This window comes from Mesorhizobium sp. M1348 (genome assembly GCF_040317925.1).
Lineage (GTDB): Bacteria > Pseudomonadota > Alphaproteobacteria > Rhizobiales > Rhizobiaceae > Mesorhizobium.
Genome location: NZ_JAMYLH010000005.1, coordinates 59,532 through 71,204 on the forward strand (window position 1 = coordinate 59,532; position 11,673 = coordinate 71,204).

At 62.2% G+C, this 11,673-nt stretch carries 12 protein-coding genes; 8 read left to right on the forward strand and 4 right to left on the reverse strand.

The window, feature by feature from the left end:
- Positions 1-42 precede the first annotated feature (42 nt).
- A complete protein-coding gene (locus NKH13_RS11010; protein ID WP_352912506.1) occupies positions 43-873 on the reverse strand; it encodes an MBL fold metallo-hydrolase in 831 nt (276 codons plus the stop codon).
- Between NKH13_RS11010 and NKH13_RS11015 the strand changes: the two genes are divergently transcribed.
- The gene (locus NKH13_RS11015; RefSeq protein ID WP_352912507.1) at positions 872-1,243 is read left to right on the forward strand and encodes a hypothetical protein; all 372 of its coding nucleotides are present in this window, start codon (positions 872-874) and stop codon (positions 1,241-1,243) included. The two genes, NKH13_RS11010 and NKH13_RS11015, sit on opposite strands and share 2 nt — an antisense overlap.
- 36 nt (positions 1,244-1,279) lie before the next feature.
- Here NKH13_RS11015 and NKH13_RS11020 read toward each other — a convergent pair whose 3' ends face one another.
- Positions 1,280-2,206 (reverse strand): LysR family transcriptional regulator, encoded by a 927-nt coding sequence (locus NKH13_RS11020; protein WP_352912508.1) that lies wholly within the window; start codon positions 2,204-2,206, stop codon positions 1,280-1,282.
- 106 nt (positions 2,207-2,312) lie between these two features.
- On the opposite strand from NKH13_RS11020, the gene NKH13_RS11025 reads away from it, so the two are divergent.
- Both NKH13_RS11025 and NKH13_RS11030 read left to right on the forward strand, forming a co-directional pair.
- Complete coding sequence (locus NKH13_RS11025; protein WP_352912509.1) at positions 2,313-3,104, forward strand: alpha/beta fold hydrolase; 792 nt, start codon at positions 2,313-2,315, stop codon at positions 3,102-3,104.
- Between the two features lie 126 nt (positions 3,105-3,230).
- Positions 3,231-3,605 (forward strand): GNAT family N-acetyltransferase, encoded by a 375-nt coding sequence (locus NKH13_RS11030; protein ID WP_352912510.1) that lies wholly within the window; start codon positions 3,231-3,233, stop codon positions 3,603-3,605.
- Positions 3,606-3,839: 234 nt separating this feature from the next.
- On the opposite strand, the gene NKH13_RS11035 is transcribed toward NKH13_RS11030, so the two are convergent.
- Positions 3,840-4,520: a hypothetical protein gene (locus tag NKH13_RS11035; protein WP_352912511.1), complete on the reverse strand. Its 681-nt coding sequence runs from the start codon at positions 4,518-4,520 to the stop codon at positions 3,840-3,842.
- A gap of 295 nt (positions 4,521-4,815) precedes the next feature.
- On the opposite strand from NKH13_RS11035, the gene NKH13_RS11040 reads away from it, so the two are divergent.
- Positions 4,816-6,432, forward strand: a complete 1,617-nt coding sequence (locus tag NKH13_RS11040; protein ID WP_352912512.1) for a GMC family oxidoreductase — start codon at positions 4,816-4,818, stop codon at positions 6,430-6,432.
- Positions 6,429-7,640, forward strand: a complete 1,212-nt coding sequence (locus tag NKH13_RS11045) for a mandelate racemase/muconate lactonizing enzyme family protein (RefSeq protein WP_352912513.1) — start codon at positions 6,429-6,431, stop codon at positions 7,638-7,640. The genes NKH13_RS11040 and NKH13_RS11045 overlap by 4 nt, the downstream gene beginning before the upstream one ends.
- A 99-nt stretch (positions 7,641-7,739) precedes the next feature.
- On the opposite strand, the gene NKH13_RS11050 is transcribed toward NKH13_RS11045, so the two are convergent.
- Complete coding sequence (locus NKH13_RS11050; protein ID WP_352912514.1) at positions 7,740-8,678, reverse strand: diacylglycerol/lipid kinase family protein; 939 nt, start codon at positions 8,676-8,678, stop codon at positions 7,740-7,742.
- Between the two features lie 743 nt (positions 8,679-9,421).
- On the opposite strand from NKH13_RS11050, the gene NKH13_RS11055 reads away from it, so the two are divergent.
- The 3 genes from NKH13_RS11055 to NKH13_RS11065 all read left to right on the forward strand — a co-directional run bounded on the left by NKH13_RS11055 (position 9,422) and on the right by NKH13_RS11065 (position 11,667).
- Positions 9,422-9,856, forward strand: coding sequence for a DUF4383 domain-containing protein (locus NKH13_RS11055; protein ID WP_023719157.1), 435 nt, complete (start codon positions 9,422-9,424; stop codon positions 9,854-9,856).
- Between the two features lie 6 nt (positions 9,857-9,862).
- Positions 9,863-10,993 (forward strand): hypothetical protein, encoded by a 1,131-nt coding sequence (locus NKH13_RS11060; RefSeq protein WP_352713090.1) that lies wholly within the window; start codon positions 9,863-9,865, stop codon positions 10,991-10,993.
- A 158-nt stretch (positions 10,994-11,151) separates the two neighbouring features.
- Positions 11,152-11,667, forward strand: coding sequence for a hypothetical protein (locus NKH13_RS11065; RefSeq protein ID WP_352912515.1), 516 nt, complete (start codon positions 11,152-11,154; stop codon positions 11,665-11,667).
- Positions 11,668-11,673: the final 6 nt, after the last annotated feature.

Below are 11,673 nucleotides of genomic sequence, written 5' to 3' on the forward strand. Positions count from 1 at the left end.
GGTGAGAAAGCTGGCGCGCCCGAGAGCTTACCTAGGCGCGCTTCACAAAGCGGGCCAGGGCGTCGGCACGTAGGCGTAGGCGTTGCCTTCGCGGATGACATGACCGATGCCTGGGAAGGGCAGGTGCATGCCTGCGACGAGCAGGCCATCCGCTGACACCATGTCGAGCACCTTCTTGCGTGTGGCGATTGCGGCCTCCTGGTCCACGTCGAAGGCGATTGCCCATTCCGGATGTGCAAATTGCAGCGCGGAGGCGTGGATTACGTCAGTCAAGAGCAGCAGGTTGGCGTCACCAGAACCAATTCGAAGCGCGAGATGCCCCGGCGTGTGTCCAGGCGCAGGCAACGCGCTGATCCCGGGTGCGATCTCGACCTCGCCTTCGATCTTCCGGACCTTGCCATAGTAAGGCACCAGCGATTTGCGCGCTATTTCGAAGTACGGCTTCATCTGGTCGGGCGCCTTGGATAGGATCGCGTCATCGTGCCAGAAAGCGAATTCCGGCGCGGCAACCACGACCTCCGCTGCCGGGAAGGCGGCATTGCCGCCAATACCGACAAGGCCGTTGGCATGGTCGGGATGGAGGTGGGTGATGATTACCGTGTCGATTTCTTCCGGCCTGACGCCGGCGGCGGCGAGCGCGTCAGGTATATGTCCCAGTATGGGCCCCATCGCCGATGCCGAGCCGGTATCGATCAGCACCCGTCTGTCGCCCCTGGTGACAAGGTAAGCATTGACCGAGGTCGGGAGTGGTTTTGGCAGGAATGCCTTTGCCAGCAGCGCTTCAGCGGCAGCCGGATCTGCGGAAGGGAAGAGTTCGAGGCCGAGATTGAGATAGCCGTCGCTCAGTGCAGTAACCTCGAGGTCGCCGAGCATGAACCTGTGGGCGCTCGCAAGCGAAGCCGGAGACGGGGCGGCGATAGCCGCAGCGTTGCTCCCAAAGAGGCTGATCGGAGAAAGTAGTAAGGCGCCGGCACTAAAGGTGCCGATGCCGAACGTTCGACGGTCGATATTCATGGTCTTGTCCTTCGAGTTGCGGATGAAGCTGGGCGCAGGCTACGGGATCGCCGCCAGGGCGGATGCCGACCGTTGGACTGCCCCGCGGGAAGTGGAAATCTTCGGGCGGGTCGGCGCGGTTCACGGCGAACTCCTTGCGACATCAATAATCCGCCTCATAAACAGCGGAAATAGCGACGGGATGCAGTTCACTGCTGCAGATTATGCAGCAATCAATTCAAGCGGGTAAGGCCGCTGGTTTGGCCGTCCGCTGAACGGCCTCCGCCTACTGGATAGGTTGCCGAGGTTCGAGCGCTCGGCGCAACGTCGGCGCCTCTTGCTCGATATAGTCCCACAGACGGTTCGAGATCGGCCCGTGCGGCCGGTCGCGGCGGCGCGCAACCACCAACTCCTCAGTACGGCCTGGCAGATGACGACCGGCAATGGATTGCAGGCGTCCGTCGCGCAGCTCTTCCTCGACCAGGAAGCGGGGCATGTGGCCCCATCCGAGGCCCTGCAGGATGATTTCCTTCTTCATGCCCTGATCGGCCACCATGCATTGAGGCGCACCCTCGATCATGAAGTAGTCTTGTTGTGGTGAATGGCGGGCCGTGTCGTGCATGACACATTGGGTGAACGCGTGCATTTGATCCGGCGTGATTGGGTGCTTGATGCGCTCCGGCAGAAAGCCCGACGCCACTACCGGAACGAATTGCACCTTGCACAGATCGATCCATTCCACCCGTGGGTCGCTCTTGTCGATCCAGTGCAGGATCAAATCGGCTTCGTCGTCGAAGAGGCGCTCCCACGGGCCGCCCACCGCCTCGAAATGCAGATGCAGGCGTGTGCCCGGACACTGGGCGAAGAACCGTCCGAGCATGCCCAGTGCCTGCGGGCGCGGGCACAGGTCGCCGATCACCACATGGATCTCGGTTTCTTCGCCCATTGACAGCTGAGCAGCATGAAGCCGCAAGCCCTCGAGCTCGCGCAGCAGCGATTGTGCCCTGCGATGGAACGACAGCCCTGCCTCGGTGGGGCGCACGCGATAGCCGCCGCGATCCAAAAGAACGAGGTCGAGTTGCCGCTCCAGCTTTGCCACGGCGGCGAACACAGCCGGGTGCGAGCGATGCAGCATTGCCGCCGCAGGCTGAAAGCCGCCGCAGCGGACCACGGCATCGAAGCATTGCAGGTCGTGTAGGGTGAATTCGGCCATGTCAGCTTCTATTACAGAGATAGTCCTATCTTTGTAATATCGTCAAAAGCGCGCCGCAGCTAGGCTTTGCCACATTCAGCGCTTCAAAAAGGAAGGTGTATTCACCATGAATGAGCTGGATTTCGTGACCGTCGGCGATGGCACACGCATCGCCTACCGCATCGACGGCGACGCCGGCAAGCCTGTGCTGATGCTGTCGAATTCCATCGGCACCACGCTGCGGATGTGGGACATGCAGATCGACGAGCTGTCGAAGCATTTCCGTGTTCTGCGCTATGATTTTCGCGGCCACGGAGGGTCGAGCGTTCCGGCCGGTGCTTATTCGCTCGACCGGCTTGGCCGCGACGTGATCGAGTTGCTCAATGCCCTGGGCATTGAACGCGTACACTTCCTCGGTCTGTCGTTGGGCGGCTTCGTCGGGCAGTGGCTCGGCATTCATGCGCCCGAGCGGATCGAGCGCTTGATCCTGAGCAACACCTCATCCTACCTCGGACCGGCAAAGCAGTTTGATGAGCGCATTGCCGCCGTGCTGCAGGCGCCGGACATGTCGGAAACCGCCGAGATGTTCCTGGGCAACTGGTTTCCTGCGCGTATGCTGGCGGCCAACGAGCCCGTCATCGAAGAATTTCGCGCCATGCTGCTGGCCATCGACCGGCAAGGCCTGGCTGGTTTATTTGCGGCGGTTCGCGATGCGGACCTTCGCCGAACCATAGCGCTGATTTCCACGCCGACGCTGGTGATCGCCGGCCGCCACGACACGGTGACAGCCGCCAGCCACAGCGAGCTGATCGCGGCGACGGTGCCCGGCGCGAAACTGGTTGTCCTGCCCGCGGTCCACTTGTCGAATGTCGAGTACTCCGCCGAATTCATAGAGGCCGTGCTCGGTTTTCTGCGCTGAGCCGGAGCACGGCGGGGATGCTGAGTGAAGGCCGTTTCGAACATCACCGCATGGACCGCAACCTATGATGCACTAACGCGTAGCTCGGGCTAGACTGGGCAACACAGGTAGCGGATGACGGCTGACATGGAACTTGGCTTTCGCCCACTGACGCCCGATCTGTGGCCGGCGCTCGAGGACCTGTTCGGCGACAGCGCCGTCTGCAGTCGTTGTTGGTGTATGTACGGGCGGATCGGTCGTTCTTATCGAAAGCGGCCCGACGAGGAAAACAAGGCAGCGTTCCGGCAAGCCGTCCAGCATGGTCCGCCTCCAGGTTTGCTTGCTTTCGACGGCGATGTGGCTGTCGGCTGGTGCCAGGTGACGCCGCGAGACGCCCTGCCCTGGCTCGATCGGCTATGGCAGCTCAAGCGCGTGGACGACAGGCCGGTCTGGTCCGTGTCCTGCCTCTACGTGCGAAAACAATACCGCCGGCGGGGCGTAACATCCCAGCTGATTGCATAGGCCCTGGAAGTCGCAAGGCGCGCAAATGCTCCGGCACTCGAAGCCTATCCTTTCGACGCCGACGTATCGCCGAGCGCTTCCGGCAGCGGATATGCCTCCACCTTCGCGCGCGCCGGGTTCAGGGTCGTTGCCCGCAGGACGCCGGCCCGCCCGATCATGCGCTATGATTTCAAGCAGATTGCCGATCATCGCCTGTGATCGCAGCTTGAAGTTTCGGCTATGGGTGGAAAGTTGTCATCCAACCGCTATTGCGCCCGCTTCGCTTCTCGCTTTTGCGAGGATGGTCGTCTCCGGGGCAACGGCAAATTGCTCACAAAATGCATCGATGTGATGCTGGCCCCGATCCGCGTCTCCAACGGCAACAAGGGCCAAGCCCCAGGCGAGGTCTGTTTGCACATAGTTTTCCAACGAAAAACGTCGAAATTTCATCTTGGACCGTCGTTCGAAACTAGCAGCAACGTCCTTTAGTGCGGTGATTCTGGACCAGTCCTGCTGGGCAGCATTGAGCGCCGCCAAAGCGGCGCGTTCAACCTGATCGGCGCTATCGTTACTATAGAATGAGCACCAGTTGGGAATCCGGCCCGATGAATCAATCGGGTCAATGCAAAGATCAAAATTCGCCGACTTCGCCGTTCTTTTCCACCGGAGGCTTCCGCCTCTGAAAATTGGTACAAAGTCGATCGAGACGCCCCAACAGGCGGAGAAGGTCATGCCTTTCAACGCCTGAAATTTCAGCAGATAGCGTATGTGATCTGTTGGACGGCCAACCCAGAACAAATCCCCTACTCGCTGAAAATCGGATGCCAAGCCGCCTTCCAATGCTGCAGCGGCAATGTCGCCCAAGGCTTTACCACGCTGAGGCGCACGACCGAGGTCTGGTTGCCGACGAAATCTTTCGATCAAGCTGGAGAACATCTAACCTCTTCAACGGCAATCGTGAGGGTCGTCAGCAAACATTACTGATCGCACGGATCAATTCAATGACCGAGCGCGAACGGCAGCCTTCGGTCATCCCTGCTCGAACACATCGGCATTGATTGCTAAAACGCGTATGATTGTTGCCGTAGCAAAACTAACTCCGGCAACAAGCGGCCATTCAAACCGAATATCACCAGTCGCTTTTTTCACATCGGATGCCGGAAGACCCGGCGACGCCGCGTCGCGCCGAAGCCTAGGTTAGAGCCGAATTCCGGAGCCAGCCGCAGCCACCATGCAAACCTATGACTTCATCATCGTCGGTTCCGGCTCGGCCGGCTCGGTCCTGGCCGAAAGGCTGTCGGCTTCCGGCCGCTTCTCGGTGCTGGTGCTCGAGGCCGGCGGCAGCGACCGCCGCTTCTACGTGCAGATGCCGCTCGGCTACGGCAAGACCTTCTTCGACCCGGCGGTAAACTGGAACTACAAGGCCGATCCGGACCCCGGCCTCGCCGGCAATGTCGACCACTGGCCGCGCGGCAAGCTGCTCGGCGGCTCGAGTTCAATCAATGCCATGGTCTGGATCAGGGGCGCGCGCGAGGATTTCGACGCCTGGCGGGATGCCGGCAATCCCGGCTGGGGCTTCGACGACCTGCTGCCCGCGTTCAAGGCGCTCGAGGACAACCAGGCCGGCGCCGACCAATGGCGCGGCGTCGGCGGGCCGCTGCATATCACCGACTGCTCGACCTCCGTCCATCCGCTCACCAAGCGCTATCTCGCGGCCGCCAATCAAGCCGGCCTGCCGCTCAACCCGGATTTCAACGGCGTTTCGCAGGAAGGCGTCGGCGTCTATCAGATCACCACCAAAAACGGCCGCCGCATGTCGGCGGCGCGCGCCTTCCTGCGCCCGGCAATGAAGCGCAAAAACGTCCGCGTCGAGACCAACGCGCTGGCGACAAAAATCCTGTTCGAGGGCAAGCGCGCCGTCGGTATCGAGTATCTCCAGAATGGCGAGACGAAAACCGCCCGCGCCGGCCGTGAGATCATCCTGTCGGGCGGCTCGGTCAATTCGCCCCAATTGCTGCAGCTTTCAGGCATCGGCCCGTCGGCGTCGCTTGGTGCGCTCGGCATTCCCGTCATTTGCGCCAACGAGAATGTCGGGGCAAACCTGCAGGACCATGTCGGCATCAACTACACCTTCAAGGGCAGGCAGCCGACGCTCAACCAGATCCTGCGCCCGTGGTGGGGCAAGCTGCTGGTCGGCATGCAATATGTCCTCCTGCGGTCGGGTCCGCTGTCGCTGTCGATGAACAATGCCGGCGGCTTCTTCCGCACCGACCCGGCCGCGGCACGGCCCAACATGCAGCTCTATTTCCAGGCGTTTTCGACCGTCATTCCGAAGAGCGGCGAACGCCCGATTCTGACGCCCGACCCATGGCCGGGTTTTTCCATCGGCCTGTCCAATTGCCGCCCGTCGAGCCGTGGCGAGATCATGATCCGCTCCAGCAATCCGCGCGATTATCCGAAAATCGTCGCCAACGCGTTGTCGACCGAAGCAGACGTCGCCGAAATGCTGGCGGCGGTGAAATTCGTCAGGAAGATCGCATCGATGCCGGCGATGGCCGAGATCATCGAAGAGGAGGTTTTGCCCGGTCCGTCGATCACCTCCGATGCGGATCTCGTTCAGGATTTCAGGAAGCGCTCGGGCACCGTCTATCACCCGGTCTCGACCTGCCGCATGGGGCCGAACCCGGCGCGCGCCGTCGTCGATCCGCGCCTCAGGGTGCATGGCCTCGACGCCTTGCGCGTCATCGATGCCTCGATCTTTCCCGACAACATCACCGGCAACACCAACGCCGCCGCGATCATGACCGGATGGACGGGCGCCGAACTGGTTCTGGAGGATCAGAAATGAAAATCACCGACGTCAAGACCTGGGTTGTCGGCAATCCGCCACCCGGCATCGGCGGCAAGTATTTCATTTTCGTCAAGCTCACCACCGATGGCGGCGTGGTCGGCTATGGCGAGGCCTACAACGCCACCTTCTCCGCCCATGTCACGGCGAAAATGGTCGAGGACATGGCCGAGCGTTATCTGATCGGCCGCGATCCGCACGACGTCGAAAATTTCTTCCGCCGCGCCTATTCGTCCGGCTTCACCCAGCGCCCCGACGTGTCGGGCATGGGCTGTTTCTCGGCGCTCGAAATCGCCTGCTGGGACATCATCGGCAAAGAGGCGGGCAAGCCGGTCTACAAGCTGCTCGGCGGCCAGGTGCACGAAACGTTGCGTTCCTATACCTACCTTTATCCGCACAGCGGCAGCGTCCACTCGGAGGATGCGCGCGGCAAGAACGTCTACAACGATCCAGATCTGGCTGCAGCCTGCGCGCTCGAATATGTCGAGCAGGGTTTTAATGCGGTCAAGCTCGACCCGGCCGGTCCCTACACCGCCTTCGACGGCCACCAGCCGCGCCTCGTCGACATCGACCTCTCCGCCCGCATGGTCAAGGCGATCCGCGAGGCGGTCGGCACCAGAGCCGACATCCTGTTCGGCACGCACGGCCAGTTCACCGCATCGGGCGCGCTGCGCCTCGCCCGCGCCATCGAGCCCTATGATCCGCTGTGGTTCGAGGAGCCGGTGCCGCCCGACATGCCCGAAGTGATGGCTCAGGTCGCAAGGGGCACTTCTATCCCGATCGCAACGGGGGAAAGATTGACCACGAAATTCGAATTTGCCCGGGTCATCGAGAACCGTGCCGCGACCATTCTTCAGCCCGACCTTGGCCGCTCCGGCGGCATTCTCGAAACCAAGAAGATCGCCGCCATGGCCGAGGCCTATCACATCCAGGTCGCGCCGCATTGCTATTGCGGGCCGATCGTCGGCGCCGCCAACATCCAGCTTGCGGTGACGCTGCCCAACTTCCTCATTCTGGAATCGCTGAAGCAGTGGGACGGTTTTCACGAGAAGCTGCTCAAGAAGAAGATCGAATGGCAGGACGGTAACGTCATCCCGTCGAAGGAGCCCGGCCTCGGCGTCGAGCTCGACGAAGCCGTCTGTGACGCGCATCCCTGGACCGGCAAGGACCTACATTTGCAAATGATGCAGACGCCACTGATGCCGTGACCTGTCGAGCGGGCGACAATGTCACGCGATTTCAACGTGTTGGACGTAGGACCGGAATTACCGCCGAAAGAACTTTAATCAAGCCCTCAACGCCTTGATTCAATATCTCAGCGTCAAGGCGCCGGGCAGGATCTCGAAGGTCGCCGGTATGCGACCCGGCGATTCGCCGTCTATGTCGATCAGCGCGGCGTTCTTTTGCAGATCGCCGAGCGGCTCGACAACCACTTTCTTGCCGCGCAGGATGGTGATCGCCGGATGGTTGCGGTGCCGCCCGCCATAGAGCAGGCGGATGTCCCAGATCAGCTTCAGCTTGCCGGCGGCGCGCAGGATGACGATGTCGAACTCGCCGTCGTTAAGCTCGGCGTCGGGCGCGATCATCATGCCGCCGCCGAAGAATTTTCCGTTAGCCACCGCCACCAGTGCCATGCGCGCCTCGACCGGGGCACCGTCGTCGATGGTGATCGCAACGTCCTGGAAGCGGTAACGGAGGAATTCCCAGACCGTGCGCCAGTAGAACAGCGCCTTGGCCGAAACCTTGCCCTTGCGCTTGTCGGCGTTGACGGCACGGTCGGTAGCGCCGGAAAGCCCGAGGCTGGCGATATTGATGAAATGGCGGCTGGCCAGCGCGCCGTGGTCGTCGACATAGCTGATGCAGCCGGCATCGACCTTGCGCGGCTTGGCCTCGGCAATCCGCTTCAGCGTCAGGTCGACATCGTTCGACAGGCCGAGCCCGCGGGCGAAGTCGATGCCGGTGCCGCAAGGCAGCAGCCCGAGTTCGGCCGTCCGGCCGCTTTCCCGGAAAGCCTTCAGCAGCCCGTCGGCAACCTCGCTGGCGGTGCCGTCGCCGCCGGCCGCGATCACCAGCTCGAAGCCGATGGCGGCAAGGTCGAGCGCCAGCCGTTCGGCATCCCCCTCGGCCTGCGTTTCACGCAGCTCGAAATCGCCGAAATGTCTTTTCAGCGAAGCCGCAACCTCGGGCCAATGCCGCTTGAGCCTGCCGCCGCCGGCGATCGGATTGAGAATCACCGCGACCTTCAAGCCTGCCTCCCCAAGGCCATCGAACACGCCTTCCAATCATTTGCCGGCATTGAAGCCTGCGCCGGCCCGCGGGGCAAGATCGAATGTCCGACAATGCGGTTTCGGCATCGACGGCAAATCCCGGCTGCCGGTAGGCGGCCGGCGACGAAGATCGGAATTCGCTCCATCGCTGGGTTCAGTCCCCGATAATCCCGCTATCCACAGGCTCGCGGCGGTTTCGCCAAACGCTTATCCGGCGTACGTTAAACCCATCTCAGGCGGCTACCGATCGCCACGCCGAAAGGCAAAGCGGAACGGCGGATTTCCTGAGGCCCGTACGGCCCTGAACGAGAACAGGCTTGCTTGTTGGAGGGATGGAAGCCGAGACCTACGGGGCCGCGGAAAGCGTGCGAACGCCAACGGCGGACCGATGCTGCCATGAAGGACGGCAAAAACCTTCGATGGCGCGCTGGGCAAAGCTCGCAAGAGCGGAGACCGGCGTGGTCCGGAACGGACGCTGCCCTCGGGTGGCGACTGGCAGGACCGTCAAAATCAAGGCCGGAATGGCGCGACATCTTTCGGGAGTTGCTGCCGCGACCGTGTCCTGATCTGACAGGGAGGCGCTGGGAGAAATCCCGGCGCCGACTGTCTTTGTGGCCCCGCCTGACGATTTTGCCGGCGACGCTTCACGCTGCGCCAAAATCAGCTACTATCCATTTGCCGTCGGGGACCGTTTAAAAGGGCTAACGGCAGGGGGACATTTCATGACGCTCATCCAGAAGCTTGCTGTTGCCTATGCTTTCCTGTTCTTCGGTGTTGTTGCGATCGGCTATGTGCCGGCCTTCAACGATGCCGGCGGCAATCTGTTCGGCCTGTTCTCGCTGCAATGGTATGACGATTTGCTGCACGCCTTCTCCGGCGTCTGGGCGCTGGCGGCCGCCTTCATCTCGCACCGCCAGGCGGTGTTCTATTTCAAGCTGTTCGGCTCGGTCTATCTGTTTGACGGCGTGCTCGGCCTGGTCACCGGTTCCGGCTGCCTCGACGGCGGCATTTTCATCAACGGCTTCCGCTCCTTGAACGACATCGAATTCCCGGCCCGCTTCTTCGCCAACCTGCCGCACATCGTCATCGGCGGCTTCGCCGTCTATGTCGGGTTCTGGCTGTCGAAACGTGTGTACGACCATTTCGCTACGGCCTGACCGGCCATGTTCCTGTTCCGCTGGCTGAAGCGCATCATCAAGGCGATCCTCTGGCTCGTCGTCATTGTCGTGTTGATCCCGATCGCCGGGCTGGCCTACGGCTTTCTCACGACGCCGTCGCTGGACACAACACCATTGCCGGGCGTCACTGAGGGTGCCCCGCCGAAGGCGCTGGCCGACAAGGTCCGTGCCGAGATCCCCGGCTACCAGCGGCCGGAGGAATCGACCTTTCTCACCTATCCAGAATGGGCCATCGTCTACGCCGCCCGCGAATATGCCGGCTTCGTCGACAAGAACCAGCCGAGCGGTTTTCCCTATCTCTCCTATATTGGCCGCTTCTGGCAGGACTATGCGATGGTCATCCGCGCCAGTTCCACCTACAAGTTCAACCTCGACAACCACCAGATGCTGGTGGTCATCGGCACCAGCCACACGATCGAGCACGCTATCCAGTGGGCCTATGAAAATACGGTCGGCCGCGTCACCGAAGCGACAGCCGGCAAGCGCACCGCGGTCGACATCTACCAGGCCAAGGTGGTGGCGGACTATGCCGGTTTTCTCGACCAGGTGCCGTGGTACCAGTTTCCCTATGCCGAAAAGCGTGCCGGCCTGTTTGCCGTCCAGCCGGCGGCGGACGACAGCGCCGTCCGCACCAGCGAACGCAAGCTCGCCTTCGGCCTCGCCGACACCATCAAGCAGGGCTACGCCGATCTGATCAAGTCGGCGCTCGCCGCCACCACCGACCCGGCCTTGCTCGACATTCACGTCTGGGCCAAGGGTCCGGTCAGCGAGGTGACGCGCAACGAGCCCGACACCTTGCTGGAGCGCGATCTCGGCGCCGACGGCACGGTCTTCGTCACCAGGCGCTATCAGGTGTTCACCGACATGATCCCGCGCCTGATCGACAAGGGCGTCTCCTTCGTCGAGATCGGCGGCAATGACGAGATCATGGTCACCATGCTTTCCAATGACGAGATCAATGTTCCCGAAGGCGCACGCACCTTGTTCAGCTACCCGCTTCCGGCGGAACCTTCGACGCGCCGCACCGGCCTGACCGTCGCCGTGCGCAAACTGCACCTCGTGCTGCCGGCGCTGATGACGGCGGGCGCCAGGCTCGAGCACGTCTACGATTACTGAGGCCTTTCGGTCACAGCCGGCCTCGGCAAGACGTTGCGTGATGCTCCGCCACGCTCATTCCACAATCGCGGCCAAATCCCGCCTTGTTCCGCAACGATTGATGATGCCGTAGCACTTTGTCTTGCGCACATCGCCAGGCAACTCGGAGGGACAAGACCGTGATCAAGACCGCCCTTGTCGCCATGACCATCGTCGGCTGCGATTGCGACGCCAGGCTTTGCGAATATATCGGCGAGACGCCCGCCAAATGGTCGACCATCGCCGAATGCGAAGCGGCGATGAAAAGCCAGATGCTGCACGAGCGCAATTTCGATTATCCGCTGGTCTCGGGCATCTGCCGGACACAGAACTCGTCTTCGTCATCGCAGCTCGTGGCGACCACTTCGGAGCCCGAATTGACGACGGCCAGTACGGCAGCGACAGACCCGCTGCCACCGGAGCTGAGCCATCGGCCCAGTCCTGCCGTCGGAACGCAGGCCACGGCGACGGAAACGGAAGCCGTCAGGCCGGTCGCCTATGAAGCGGCGGTCGATGGCGGCCGCGCCGTGCTCTACCGCACGAAGACCGGCTACGCCGTGGTCAAGACCGATCTCGGCCGCGCCGCAGCGGCAACGATCGGCATCGCCAGGCGTTCGGCGAACTGGCTGGCGGCGAAGCTGCCTGACGGTCTGTAGCCGCCG